Source organism: Acinetobacter sp. WA-87 (genome assembly GCF_039938935.1).
GTDB classification, from domain to species: Bacteria; Pseudomonadota; Gammaproteobacteria; order Pseudomonadales; family Moraxellaceae; genus Acinetobacter; species Acinetobacter seifertii.
In genome coordinates, this window is the sequence record NZ_JBDUVF010000011.1 from 1 (window position 1) to 12,685 (window position 12,685).

The 12,685-nt window shown below is 40.7% G+C and carries 12 protein-coding genes; 10 read left to right on the forward strand and 2 right to left on the reverse strand.

Annotation, left to right across the window (positions count from 1 at the left end; all coding sequences use genetic code 11):
• The first annotated feature begins 195 nt into the window (after positions 1–195).
• The 4 genes from ABFY81_RS18610 to ABFY81_RS18625 all read left to right on the forward strand — a co-directional run bounded on the left by ABFY81_RS18610 (position 196) and on the right by ABFY81_RS18625 (position 2,954).
• Positions 196–591 carry a DUF2007 domain-containing protein gene (locus tag ABFY81_RS18610; protein WP_347914373.1) on the forward strand — a complete coding sequence of 132 codons (396 nt, stop codon included), beginning with the start codon at positions 196–198 and terminating at the stop codon, positions 589–591.
• A gap of 128 nt (positions 592–719) precedes the next feature.
• Positions 720–1,070 carry a GFA family protein gene (locus ABFY81_RS18615; protein WP_347914374.1) on the forward strand — a complete coding sequence of 117 codons (351 nt, stop codon included), beginning with the start codon at positions 720–722 and terminating at the stop codon, positions 1,068–1,070.
• Between the two features lie 20 nt (positions 1,071–1,090).
• Complete coding sequence (locus ABFY81_RS18620; RefSeq protein ID WP_263614630.1) at positions 1,091–1,654, forward strand: DUF4256 domain-containing protein; 564 nt, start codon at positions 1,091–1,093, stop codon at positions 1,652–1,654.
• A 136-nt stretch (positions 1,655–1,790) separates the two neighbouring features.
• Positions 1,791–2,954, forward strand: a complete 1,164-nt coding sequence (locus ABFY81_RS18625; protein ID WP_347914375.1) for an acyl-CoA dehydrogenase family protein — start codon at positions 1,791–1,793, stop codon at positions 2,952–2,954.
• A gap of 43 nt (positions 2,955–2,997) precedes the next feature.
• On the opposite strand, the gene ABFY81_RS18630 is transcribed toward ABFY81_RS18625, so the two are convergent.
• Both ABFY81_RS18630 and ABFY81_RS18635 read right to left on the reverse strand, forming a co-directional pair.
• Complete coding sequence (locus tag ABFY81_RS18630; protein ID WP_347914376.1) at positions 2,998–3,498, reverse strand: GNAT family N-acetyltransferase; 501 nt, start codon at positions 3,496–3,498, stop codon at positions 2,998–3,000.
• Positions 3,495–4,094, reverse strand: a complete 600-nt coding sequence (locus ABFY81_RS18635; protein ID WP_347914377.1) for a TetR/AcrR family transcriptional regulator — start codon at positions 4,092–4,094, stop codon at positions 3,495–3,497. Before ABFY81_RS18635 ends, ABFY81_RS18630 begins: the two co-directional genes overlap by 4 nt.
• A 186-nt stretch (positions 4,095–4,280) precedes the next feature.
• Between ABFY81_RS18635 and ABFY81_RS18640 the strand changes: the two genes are divergently transcribed.
• From ABFY81_RS18640 to ABFY81_RS18665, 6 genes are read left to right on the forward strand one after another with little or no spacing between them, the layout of a single operon-like run.
• Complete coding sequence (locus ABFY81_RS18640) at positions 4,281–6,086, forward strand: acyclic terpene utilization AtuA family protein (RefSeq protein ID WP_347914378.1); 1,806 nt, start codon at positions 4,281–4,283, stop codon at positions 6,084–6,086.
• 20 nt (positions 6,087–6,106) lie between these two features.
• The gene (locus ABFY81_RS18645; protein WP_347914379.1) at positions 6,107–7,018 is read left to right on the forward strand and encodes an SDR family oxidoreductase; all 912 of its coding nucleotides are present in this window, start codon (positions 6,107–6,109) and stop codon (positions 7,016–7,018) included.
• A 10-nt stretch (positions 7,019–7,028) separates the two neighbouring features.
• Positions 7,029–8,642, forward strand: coding sequence for a carboxyl transferase domain-containing protein (locus ABFY81_RS18650; RefSeq protein ID WP_347914380.1), 1,614 nt, complete (start codon positions 7,029–7,031; stop codon positions 8,640–8,642).
• 42 nt (positions 8,643–8,684) lie between these two features.
• The gene (locus tag ABFY81_RS18655; protein ID WP_347914381.1) at positions 8,685–9,842 is read left to right on the forward strand and encodes an acyl-CoA dehydrogenase family protein; all 1,158 of its coding nucleotides are present in this window, start codon (positions 8,685–8,687) and stop codon (positions 9,840–9,842) included.
• Positions 9,843–9,852: 10 nt separating this feature from the next.
• On the forward strand, positions 9,853–10,689 hold the full coding sequence (locus ABFY81_RS18660) for an enoyl-CoA hydratase-related protein (RefSeq protein WP_347914382.1): 837 nt from the start codon (positions 9,853–9,855) through the stop codon (positions 10,687–10,689).
• An 18-nt stretch (positions 10,690–10,707) separates the two neighbouring features.
• The gene (locus tag ABFY81_RS18665; RefSeq protein WP_347914383.1) at positions 10,708–12,648 is read left to right on the forward strand and encodes an acetyl/propionyl/methylcrotonyl-CoA carboxylase subunit alpha; all 1,941 of its coding nucleotides are present in this window, start codon (positions 10,708–10,710) and stop codon (positions 12,646–12,648) included.
• Positions 12,649–12,685: the final 37 nt, after the last annotated feature.

A 12,685-nucleotide genomic window follows, 5' to 3' on the forward strand; every position in this document is an offset into this window, starting at 1 on the left:
CCCATGTGAGAGTAAGTCATCGCCAGCTCATTATTCCAAACACCCCGGTCTCGAAAGAAACCGGGGTGTTGCTTATTGCGCGGAATAAAAGTGGAAAGTTAATTACTGATCCTTAATCTTTAAACATTAAAATTTAATTCAATTAATAAAGAAATGAAGTTACTCTGAAACTATTCACCTTACTATAAATTTAATATGCAATGGATCTTAGTTAAAACTTTTTCGTTTCCGTATGAGGCACAAATTGCAAAAACTCAATTAGAGGCTTTTGGAATCCCTGCTCGTATTGAAAATGAACATACAATTAATATGGACTGGTTTTATTCAAATGCATTGGGTGGAGTTCGTTTATTAGTACTAGAAAAAGATGTTGATGATGCGAAAGCTTTCCTTGAAAAAGATTTTAGTGAAGACTTAGAGCAAGAATTTGGAAAAAATAAAGAGCAATGTCCTAACTGTGGAAGTTATGATATTGAAGCCTACACACAAGGGAAAAAATCAGCCTTTGTGGCTTTCATGTTCTTTGGTTTACCTTTGTTTTCTTTTAAAAATAGTAATAGATGCAAACAATGCCAATATTTTTGGAGTTAGTGATTGATAATTACTTCAATTTATTAGGGTTTATTATGAGGAAAAAGCCAAAATTGGAATTGGGTTGAAAATTGATCTATAACAAAGAATATTATAAAACTATAAAAAATTATAAAGGGAAGAATGTTATGGAATATAAAGGAAGTTGTCACTGCGGACAGGTGAAGTTTGTCGTAGAAGGTGAGCTAATAGAAGTTTTATCTTGTAATTGTTCCATTTGCCAAAAGAAAGGGTCTTTACTTTGGTTCCTACCCACTAATCAAGTTACAGTTACTTTAGATTCTCCTGATATTTTAGCGAATTACACTTTTAACAAGCATGTGATTAATCATCATTTCTGTAAAAATTGCGGTATTCATCCCTATGCTCAAGGTATAGATCCTCAAGGTAATTCTATTTTTGCGATTAATGTTCGATGTATAGATGACATTGACTTAGATAAAATAAAAATAAATTATTTTGATGGACGTTCAGTTTAATAATTATAAGGATTTATTCAATGACAACTAAAAAACAATTAACTCAAACACAATTAGATTCACTGCTTGAACTGTTAAAGAAGAGATTTGAAAATAACACACATCGCCATAAAGAAATGAATTGGACTGATCTACAGGCTAAACTCATTAAATTTCCTGAAAAATTATGGTCATTGCAAGAAATGGAAAACACTGGAGGAGAACCAGATGTTATCTCTTATGATCAACAGAAGGATGAGTATTTATTTGTTGATTGTTCTCCTGAGACACCCAAAGGTCGTAGAAGCTTTTGTTATGATCGAGAGGCTTTGGAGGCTAGAAAAGATCATCCTCCCAAAAATAGTGCAATCGATGTAGCTAAAGAAATGGGAGCTGAGCTTCTCACAGAAGAGCAATACCATGAATTACAAAAGTTAGAGGAATTTGATCTTAAAACATCAAGTTGGCTCAAAACTCCAGATGAGATTCGACGGTTAGATGGAGCTATTTTTGCTGATCGACGTTATGGTCGGGTATTCATTTATCATAATGGAGCACAGTCTTATTATGCTGTTCGTGGTTTTCGTTGCTGCTTAAGAGTATAGGCGTTGTGCATAAATAAAAATAATTCTGTTTGATGTTTTATGCCAAGAAAATGGAGATTCTTGCAACTTTTGATTGACTGTAAACATGACAAGATATGTTTAGGAATTAAATAAAAAGATCAGGACATTTCTAAACATGCAACTCAATCCAATTTACTATAATGAACAACACATTGCTTTTGCTGACAATGTTCGCCGATTTGTACAAAAAGAAATGGCACCTTTTGTTAATGAGTGGGATGAGGCTGAGACATTTCCTAGAGAACTTTATAGAAAGGCTGCTGAAATTGGTTTATTGGGGCTAGGTTTTTCTGAAGAATACGGTGGTATTCCTGATGCAGATCCATTCTATTCATTACTAGCTGGTATTGAAATGGCAAAGGCGGGTTCTGGGGGAGTACATACCTCACTTATGGTGCACACAATTGGCGCCCCTCCCATTCAGCATTTTGGAAGTGAGGAGTTAAAGGCGAGAGTCCTGCCAGGTATTATTTCTGGTGAAAAAATTTCTGCTTTAGCTATTACAGAACCTGGTGGTGGCTCGGATGTCGCTGCATTACAGACTAAAGCTGTTCGTGATGGTGATTACTATATTGTCTCGGGTGAGAAAACGTTTATCACATCGGGAATTCGTGCAGATTACTATACAGTTGCAGTGCGTACAGACCCAACTAAAACAGGTGCAGAAGGTATTTCAATGTTGCTCGTTAATGCGCACAGTGAAGGAATTACTAAAACACCTTTAAAGAAAATGGGATGGTGGGCTTCTGATACAGCTCATTTGCATTTTGATCAAGTACGAGTACCTATATCAAATCTGCTCGGCAAAGAAAACGCTGGTTTTAAAGTTATTATGAATAACTTTAATATGGAGCGGTTCTTCTTGGGAGTAGTCGCTTATGGGTATGCATTAGTCTGTTATGAAGAAGCTTTAGACTGGGCACAGCAACGAAAAACTTTTGGTAAGAGATTAATTGATCATCAAGTGGTTCGTCATAAATTGGTAGATATGGCAACGCAATTAACCTCAACACGGGCATTGCTTGAAGAAACTGCATGGAAAATGACTCAGCCAAAACTACAAGGGCCTGAGTTGGTGGCTCAAATTTCGATGCTGAAAAATGTTGCGACTCGCACTATGCAATTTTGCGCTGATGCGGCTGTACAAACATTGGGAGGCATGGGTTTTATGCGTGGAACTAAATCTGAACGTATTTACCGTGAAGTGAAGGTCAATATGATTGGTGGTGGTGCTGAAGAAATTATGAAAGATTTGATTAGTAAGCAGTTAGGTTATTAATTTTAGAGTAGGTTTTGCTTGTATAAACCATCTCATTCAGAGTTTACTGAGATGGTTCTATCCATTTCTCATTTAAAATTGCCCAACGTTCATGATCTTTCCATGTTTTTTCTCCAATTCGAAGATATTGCCGAGAAAAACCTTCTTTAATGAAACCAGCTTGGGTCACTAATTGAATCGAAGCAATATTGTCAGGTTGTATATTCGCTTCTAACCTATGTAAATTTAAATTTTTGAATGCTTCATTGAGTAATAATTTGAGGCCTTGCGTCATATAGCCATGACATTGATAGGGGTGAAATGCTTCATAACCCAAATAGGCTGAATGAAAGTGACCGCGTATAATATTTGAAATATTAAATGTTCCGGCGATTGCATGGCTATCGGTTAAACAGACAAAATAGCGATGCTCTTGTTCTAAATATGTGTGAAAGTCAGCTGGGGGATATGCCCACGGTTGATGTAATTGAACACTACGTGCATAAGCTTCTTTAATTTCTGCAAGGTCATTTTTCTTGGGTTTACGTAAATAGACTAGACTCATTTCAAAGCCATCTCCCAGACCATTTCGGTTAACTCATCAATTTTGACTTTACCCTGAGCTTTATACCAAGTTACGGTCCATGAAATTGCACCACCAACTAATCTTCGCCAAATAAAGGCATCATGTTTTACCTTGCCCTGGGTACGTAACTTTTCAATAATATCTAACCAGATTTGCTCATATTCGTTACGTATTTTTAAAAGATAATCTTGTTTTTCTTTTGATAGGGCAAACCATTCATAAACCAAAACAGCCATGGCTGCACCTGTATCTCCAGTAATTGAAATGAGTTCAGATTTAATAAGAGCACGGAGTTGTTGTTCTGGATTGGTAGATTGAGCTGCCGCATCTTGTAAACGAGCAAGATTGTAAATAATGGTTTCCTCCATCACGTGAGCGAGGATGTCATCTTTACTTTTAAAGTGGTGGAATAAGCTTCCCGACTGGATTCCAATAAATTGAGCAAGTTCGCGTACGGTGGTTTTATCATAGCCTTGTTTGTGAAATAGATAGGCAGCCCCCCGTAATAAACGACCACGTGGGCTATCGTCAAAGCAAGAAATATTTGGAATCTGTTCAATTGAAGTAGCAATCATGCGAAAGCCGGATCCTTTATATAAAAAATACTTAACAGAAAAGTTTGCCAAATCTCATCATGTTTTAGCTGAGCTGTCGAGTTTGGCAGTTTTGGTCAATTTCACAATAACATTTTGCTCTTTACAAACCAAGCGCTTGCTTGGTAATGTTTAGTGTAATTTTTAAACAAAATAATGAGAAATAAGATGGCAAGTAATCAACAGGATGATGAGCGTGTCGTAAAAATAGGCTGTGCTTCAGGTTTTTGGGGAGACACCAATACTGCCGCTTTCCAATTAGTGCATCTAACCGATATTAATTATTTGGTTTTTGATTATTTGTCAGAGATTACCATGTCGATTATGGGAAAAGCGAAGATGGTGGAACCAAAGCACGGCTATGCATTGGATTTTGTCAGCCGAGTGATGGCACCCCTACTTAAAAAAATTGCAGAAAAAAAGATTAAGGTGATTAGTAATGCTGGTGGTGTTAATCCACTGGCGTGTCGAGATGCCTTGCAAAAAATAATTAAAGAATATGGTCTAGATCTGAAAGTTGCCGTGGTTTTAGGCGATGATCTTTTAGCGCAGCATGAACAACTCAAACAGCAAAATATTCAGGAAATGTTTAGCGGTGAAGCTTTGCCAGAACAGGTGGCAAGCAGTAATGCTTATTTAGGTGCGGTGGCTATTCGCGATGCTTTAAATTTAGGCGCAGATATTGTGATTACTGGTCGAGTAGTTGATTCGGCAGTGGTGCTTGCCCCTTTACTTCATGAATATCAATGGTCTTTAGATGACTACGATAAGTTGGCACAAGGCTCGCTGGCAGGTCATGTCATTGAATGTGGTGCGCAATGTACGGGCGGTAATTTTACCGATTGGCGCCTAGTACAGGGTTTCGACAACATGGGATTTCCAGTGGTCGAAGTGAGTGAAGATGGTTCATTCGTTGTGACCAAACCACAAGGGACAGGTGGTCTGGTTTCTACCGCCACGGTTGCTGAACAAATTGTTTATGAAATTGGCAATCCCCAAGCATATTTACTACCTGACGTAATTGCTGATTTCAGCCACGTGCACTTAGAGCAAGTCGGGGAGCACCGAGTTCGTGTGACGGGTGCAAAAGGGCTAGCTCCGACTGCGCAATATAAAGTGAGTGCAACTTATCCTGATGGTTATCGGGTTTTAGTGAGTTTTTTAATTGCAGGACGTGAGGCACCACAAAAAGCACAAGTCATTGCCGATGCGATTTTGACGAAGTGTGAGCGTGTTTTAGCAATGCGTTCGGTGCCGCCATTTAGTGAAAAGTCTGTTGAGATTTTAGGTATTGAAAGTACCTATGGCGAACATGCCCAAACATTAAATAGTCGTGAAGTTGTGGTCAAAATAGCTGTAAAACATATGTTTAAAGAAGCATGTATGTTCTTTGCATCTGAAATTGCACAAGCTTCGACAGGTATGGCTCCAGCCTTGGCAGGAATTGTTGGTGGTCGACCAAAAGCATCTCCAGTGATTAAGTTATTTTCATTTTTAATTGATAAAAATCAGATCAATGTCGAAATCGATTTTGATGGGAGCCGCTATCCGGTTGAGATTCCTCGGGGCACTTCTACAGAGCAATTCAATACTTTAGCAGCGGGTGTAAGTGCGGTTTATCAAGGGAATGAAATTGAAGTTCCTTTGATTGAAATTGCGCATGCCCGCAGTGGTGATAAAGGCAATCACAGCAATATCGGTGTGATTGCACGTAAAGCAGAATATTTACCGTGGATTCGTGTAGCACTAACTGAACAGACAGTTGCAAGTTATATGCAGCATGTATTGGATGCTGAGAAAGGGCGAGTAATTCGTTATGAGTTACCGGGTTTAAATGCACTGAATTTTATGTTGGAGAATGCCTTGGGTGGCGGTGGTGTTGCAAGTCTACGTATCGACCCACAAGGTAAAGCATTTGCACAACAATTATTGGATATGCCTGTCAAAGTTCCGGCACATCTTTTAGAAAAATAAAATGAATGGATGAAACGAAGATGAGTTATCAATCAATTTTTAGACCAGATGCTTTTGCTAATAAAGTAGTCATTGTGACAGGTGGTGGCTCAGGAATAGGCCGCTGTACTGCACATGAGCTTGCTGCTCTTGGTGCCCAAGTGGTGATTACAGGACGAAAAATTGAAAAATTAGAGAAAGTAAGCCAAGAAATTATAGAAGATGATGGGCGGGTTCATTTCATTGTTTGTGATAACCGTGAAGAAGAACAAGTGAAAAATATGATTGCTGAAGTGATTGAGAAATTCGGCAAACTCGATGGTTTGGTAAATAATGCAGGCGGGCAGTTCCCCTCAGCTTTAGAGAATATTTCAGCGAATGGTTTCGATGCAGTCGTGCGTAATAATTTACACGCAACTTTCTATCTAATGCGTGAAGCTTATAACCAATGGATGGCTAAACATGGTGGCAGTATTGTCAATATGGCTGCTGATATGTGGGGCGGTATGCCGGGAATGGGACATTCTGGTGCTGCGCGTTCAGGAGTTGATAACTTAACTAAAACAGCATCGGTTGAGTGGGGCAAATCTGGCGTTCGTGTAAATGCGGTTGCACCGGGGTGGATTGTGTCATCTGGTATGGATAATTATAGCGGTGATTTTGCCAAAGTAATTATTCCAAATCTTGCTGGCAATGTACCGCTAAAACGTATGGGAACTGAGTCAGAAGTATCGTCGGCGATTTGTTATTTACTGTCCGATGCTGCAGCTTTTGTTTCTGGTGTGACCTTACGTATTGATGGTGCTGCCTCACAAGGAACACGCATGTATCCACTAGCTGAGGCGACAAATAGTCAGTCTTATAATGGTTTCCATCGTGCATTTATTCCTGAAATTTTTAAAAAAGATAAGACTGAAAAAGTCGAGCAAAGCAATAATTCAGGCTCGGAGTGAGGAATAAAAAATGACCATTCTTCAATCCGAAATTGCTGTTGGTAGTCAACAGTATCAAAAAAATAAAGAGGCACTGCTTGCTCAGCTGAGTGAAGTCCGTGCAATTCAACAAAAAAGTATTGATAAATCGTATGCTGCCAAACCGAAGTTCGATAAAAAAGGCAAGATTTTGCCGCATGAGCGGGTGCGGTTATTACTTGACGCTGATTCATCTTTTATTGAGCTTTGTGGTTTGGTTGGCTACAACATGCATGATGATAAAGATGGTTCAGAAGCGGGTGGTGGTGTGATTGCTGGCATTGGTTTTGTCAGTGGTGTGCGTTGTCTGGTTTCTGCAAGTAATAGCGCGATTAAAGGTGGGACCATGTCCCCTATGGGCGTACAAAAAACTTTGCGTTTGCAAAAAATTGCCTTAGAACAAAAACTCCCCCTGATTACGCTGACCGAAAGTGGTGGCGCCAACTTAAATTATGCGGCTGAAGTATTTACCTATGGTGGTATGACCTTTGCAAATCAGGCACGTCTTTCTGCGGCTGGTATTCCTCAACTTGCAGTGGTGCATGGTAATGCAACGGCAGGAGGGGCTTATCAACCCGGTCTTTCCGATTATGTCATTGCTGTACGCAAACAAACCGAAATGCTTCTTGCAGGTCCACCTTTACTTCTGGCTGCCACGGGTGAAGTCGCTACAGCGGAGGAATTGGGTGGGGCTGAAATGCATGCACAGGTTGCCGGAACAGCAGAATATTTAGCTGAAAATGACGCTGATGGTATTCGACTTGCACGGGAAATTTTTGAACATCTGAACTGGAAAGAGCAAATCAAACCAGTTGAAACGACTTATAAAGAACCTCGTTACGATGCCGATGAACTGTTGGGGTTGATTCCAAATGACCCTAAACAACCATTTAACATGAAAGAAGTGGTTGCCCGCATTATTGATGATTCAGATTTTCTAGAATTTAAACAGGAATATGATGATTTAACGGTTTGTGGTTGGGCAAAGATTGGTGGATTACATATCGGTATTATTACCAATAATGGTCCGATTACGCCTCAAGGAGCAGCGAAAGCAGCTCAGTTTATACACTTGTGTGAACAGACCAAGCGTCCATTATTGTTCTTGCATAACACCACCGGTTTCATGGTGGGAACCGATGCCGAGCAAAATGGCATTATCAAGCATGGCTCGAAACTTATTCAAGCTGTTGCGAATTGTTCTGTACCTAGAATTTCAATTGTTGTGGCAGGCTCATATGGTGCTGGTAACTACGCAATGTGTGGTCGGAGTTTATCGCCAGACTTTATTTTTGCATGGCCAAATTCGCATGTTGCTGTCATGGGATCTGCACAAGCTGGAAAAGTACTGCGTATTGTTGCCGAAGGAAAACAAAAAGCTTCTGGTCAGGAACCGAATCCGCAAATGCTCGATTTTCTTGAGCAAAGTACGGCTATGAAATTAGAGCAGCAATCTACCGCTCTTTTCAATACGGCCATGCTACATGATGACGGCATTATCGATCCGCGAGATACCCGAAAATTATTAATTTTCCTTTTACAAACCATTTATGCAGCACAGCAACGAGAGCTAAATCCAACTCGTTTTGGGGTGTCCCGTTTTTAATCAACCTTTACCGCAATTAAAAAAATTAATAGGAATAACACCATGAAATTTACTGTCGAACATGAAGCATTACGCCGTACAGCTCGTCAATTTGTTCAAAATGAGCTGAATCCACATATTCCAGAATGGGAAGCTGCGGGGCAATTTCCAATCCACGACGTATTTAAAAAAATGGGTGATCTTGGTTTATTGGGGATTTGTAAGCCTGAGGAAAATGGCGGTTTAGCGTTAGATTATTCCTATAACCTTGTGGTTGCAGAAGAAATTGGATATGCGGCTTGCGGCGGGGTGCCTTTAGCTATTGGTGTACAAACGGACATGGCAACACCTGCTTTGGCACGTTTTGGTAGTAAAGAGTTACGTGATGAGTTTTTAACACCAGCCATTGCTGGGGAATATGTTGCCTCAATTGCAGTATCGGAAGTGCATGCTGGTTCGGATGTTGCTGCTATTAAAACGACTGCTAAAAAAGATGGCGATGACTATGTCATTAACGGCAGCAAAATGTGGATTACCAACTCATTACAAGCCGACTTTTTCTGCCTTTTAGCCAACACATCTGACGATAAACCTCACGTCAACAAGTCGATGATTATTGTGCCAGCAAAAACTAAAGGGATCAGTTTTTCCGAGCCACTTAATAAATTAGGGATGCGTTCAACCACCACAGCGCAAGTTTATTTAGACAATGTCCGTGTACCTCAACGTAACTTGGTTGGTGTTGAAGGTATGGGCTTCATGATGCAGATGATGCAATTTCAAGAAGAGCGCCTATGGGCTTGTGCCAATGCCATTGGCGGGTTGGAAAATTTAATCCAAAAGACCATCGACTATACAAAAGAGCGTACCACTTTTGATCAACCCCTCATTAATAACCAATATATCCATTTTCGTTTTGCTGAACTCATGACCGAAGTGGAAGCGCTTAAAGCCTTAACCTATCAAGCTTGTGAACAGCATATTGCTGGGGAAGATGTGACCAAGCTGGCATCTATGGCAAAACTAAAAGCAGGACGTTTAACCCGTGAAGTTGCCGATAGCTGTCTGCAATATTGGGGTGGTAACGGCTTTATGTGGGATAACCCTGCATCACAGCTGTACCGTGATGGTCGCTTAGGGTCTATTGGTGGTGGGGCAGATGAGATTATGTTGGGGATTATCTGCAAACTTATGGATATCTTGCCAAAAAAACAAAAATAAGGAATCAGCCATGACACTTTCAGCATCTCTACAAGTTTTAGATATTGATGACAGCATTCAATTAGAACAAGACGGCAGTATTTTATATCTCTGGTTAAATCGACCGGAGAGCCGTAATGCCATGAACTTGAAGATGGTCAATGCCATTCAACAAGTCTTTAATGCCATTCGCGATGACCTTTCAATTCGTGCAGTAATTATCCGTGGGGAAGGCGGAACTTTTTGTGCAGGTGGTGACATTAAAGACATGGCGGCTTTGCGTGTTGAAGCAACTAATGTTGGTAGCTTACAACCTTATGCTGACTTTAACCGCCGTTTTGGTACCATGCTTGAGCAAGTTGAAGCTGCACCGCAAACTGTTGTGGTCATTTTAGAAGGTGCGGTGTTAGGTGGAGGTTTTGGGCTAGCATGTGTTTCTGATGTTTCCATTAGCCGTGACAATACTCAGTTTGGTTTACCTGAAACGGGACTTGGGGTGATTCCTGCGCAAATTGCTCCCTTTGTGGTGAAGCGTATTGGCCTGACACAGGCTCGTCGATTAGCTTTATTAGGCATGCGCTTTGACGGGCATACAGCACTAAGTGTCGGAGTGGTTCATCAAATTGCACATAATGAAATCGAACTAGAGCAAGCTCTAGAGGAAACCATTCAACACATTAAACGAACAGCTCCTCAAGCTTCGCGTGTGACTAAAGCTCTGTTACATCAAACACTCAATGAGCCTTTAAATGAATTGCTCAATGACGCAGCTCAGCATTTTGCTCAAGCGGTTGGTGGTGCCGAAGGACAAGAAGGAACGATGGCTTTTATCCAGAAACGGTTACCGAATTGGGCCGATGAATCATAAGAGATAAGGATAAAAATAATGAAATTTTCAAAAGTACTGATTGCCAATCGTGGTGAAATTGCAGTTCGAGTCATGCAAACTGCTAAGGCAATGGGCTATCAAACTGTCGCAGTTTATTCGGATGTAGACCGTAATGCTCGGCATGTGCAAGAGGCCGATGAGGCTGTCTATATTGGTGCTTCAAAAGTATCTGAATCTTATCTTTCAATTGGCAAAATAATAGATGCATGCAAAAAAACAGGTGCTGATGCAGTTCACCCCGGTTATGGCTTTTTGTCTGAAAATACTGATTTTGCTCAGGCCTGTATCGACAACCAGATTACATTTATTGGGCCAACAGCTTCTGCAATTGAGTTAATGGGAAGTAAGCGACTTTCAAAAATTGCCATGATTGAAGCAGGCGTACCTTGTGTACCGGGCTATGAAGGTGACCGACAGGATCTCGAATACTTAGCAGGACAAGCCGAACAGGTTGGTTTTCCAATTATGGTCAAAGCTTCTGCGGGTGGTGGTGGTCGTGGAATGCGTTTGGTACAACAATCATCCGAATTGATTGAAGCTTTACAAACTGCGCGTTCAGAAGCTGAAAATGCATTTGGTTCAGGTGAGCTTATTTTAGAAAAAGCAGTCATTGCTCCGCGCCATGTCGAAATTCAGGTTTTTGGTGATACTCATGGCAATTATGTTTATTTGTTTGAGCGTGATTGTTCAATCCAACGCCGCCATCAAAAAGTAGTTGAAGAGGCGCCGTGTCCAGTCATGACACCTGAACTACGTCAGCAAATGGGTGAGGCAGCTGTAGCAGCAGCAAAAGCATGTGCTTATGTAGGGGCCGGTACAGTTGAGTTTTTGCTTGATGCATCCGGTGCATTTTATTTCTTAGAAATGAATACACGCTTGCAGGTCGAGCATCCGGTAACCGAACTTATTACGGGACTAGATCTAGTTGAATGGCAGTTACGTGTAGCCAATGGTGAACAATTGCCTTTGCAACAACATGAATTGATGTTAAACGGTCATGCAATCGAGGTGCGTTTGTATGCCGAAGACCCACGTCAGGATTTCTTACCACAAACAGGGAAGGTTTTACGATGGCAGCCTGCAACTTTACCAAATGTGCGAATCGATCATGCCATGTTAGCAACCGATGAAGTCAGTCCATTTTACGATCCGATGGTAGCAAAGGTGATTGCATACGGTAAAACCCGTGAGGATGCGATTCGCTTACTGGCTCGTGCCGTAGATGATTGTGTTTTGCTAGGTGTAAACAGTAATAAACAATTTTTGGTCAATTTATTACGTCATCCAGTCGTTGTTACAGGGGATACCAATACTGCGTTCATTCAACAGCATTTTCAAAATGACAGCAGCTTACATAAGCAGGTTCTATGTTTAGAAACATTAGCGATTGCTGCGGCATTATTTAGTCAAAGTAAAAATACTACGATGTGGCAAACTGGGCTTGGCGTACCATTACCATTAAAGCTTAAATATGATGATCAGCAAATCCAATTGCAGCTTTCATCTGTAAATAACACATTCACGGCCCAGTTCTGTGATCAAACAGTTTGCATTGAAGTACTTGAGAGAACGCCAGATTACCTAGTTTATTTAATTAATGGTGTGCGTCGCCGTGTCCAATATGTATTAGATGGTGATCAGCTTTATTTAGATCGAGATAATGGCAATGTTGCAATTCGCAACGTAACTTATGCCGCTCCAGAAACAGTTGATGCGGCTGGTGATGGCAAAATTCGTGCACCAATGGATGGTGCTGTGGTTAATATTCTGGTGAATAAAGGCGATCAAGTGGTGAAAGGTCAGACCTTACTGGTGCTTGAAGCTATGAAAATCCAGCAGCAGATAAAATCTGATGTAGATGGGATTATTGAAGACGTTTTAGGCCAACAAGGGCAGCAAGTTAAAAAACGGCAAATGCTATTTAGTATCCAAGTATAAAAAAATACCGCTCTTATTGGGCGGTATTTTTTTATAG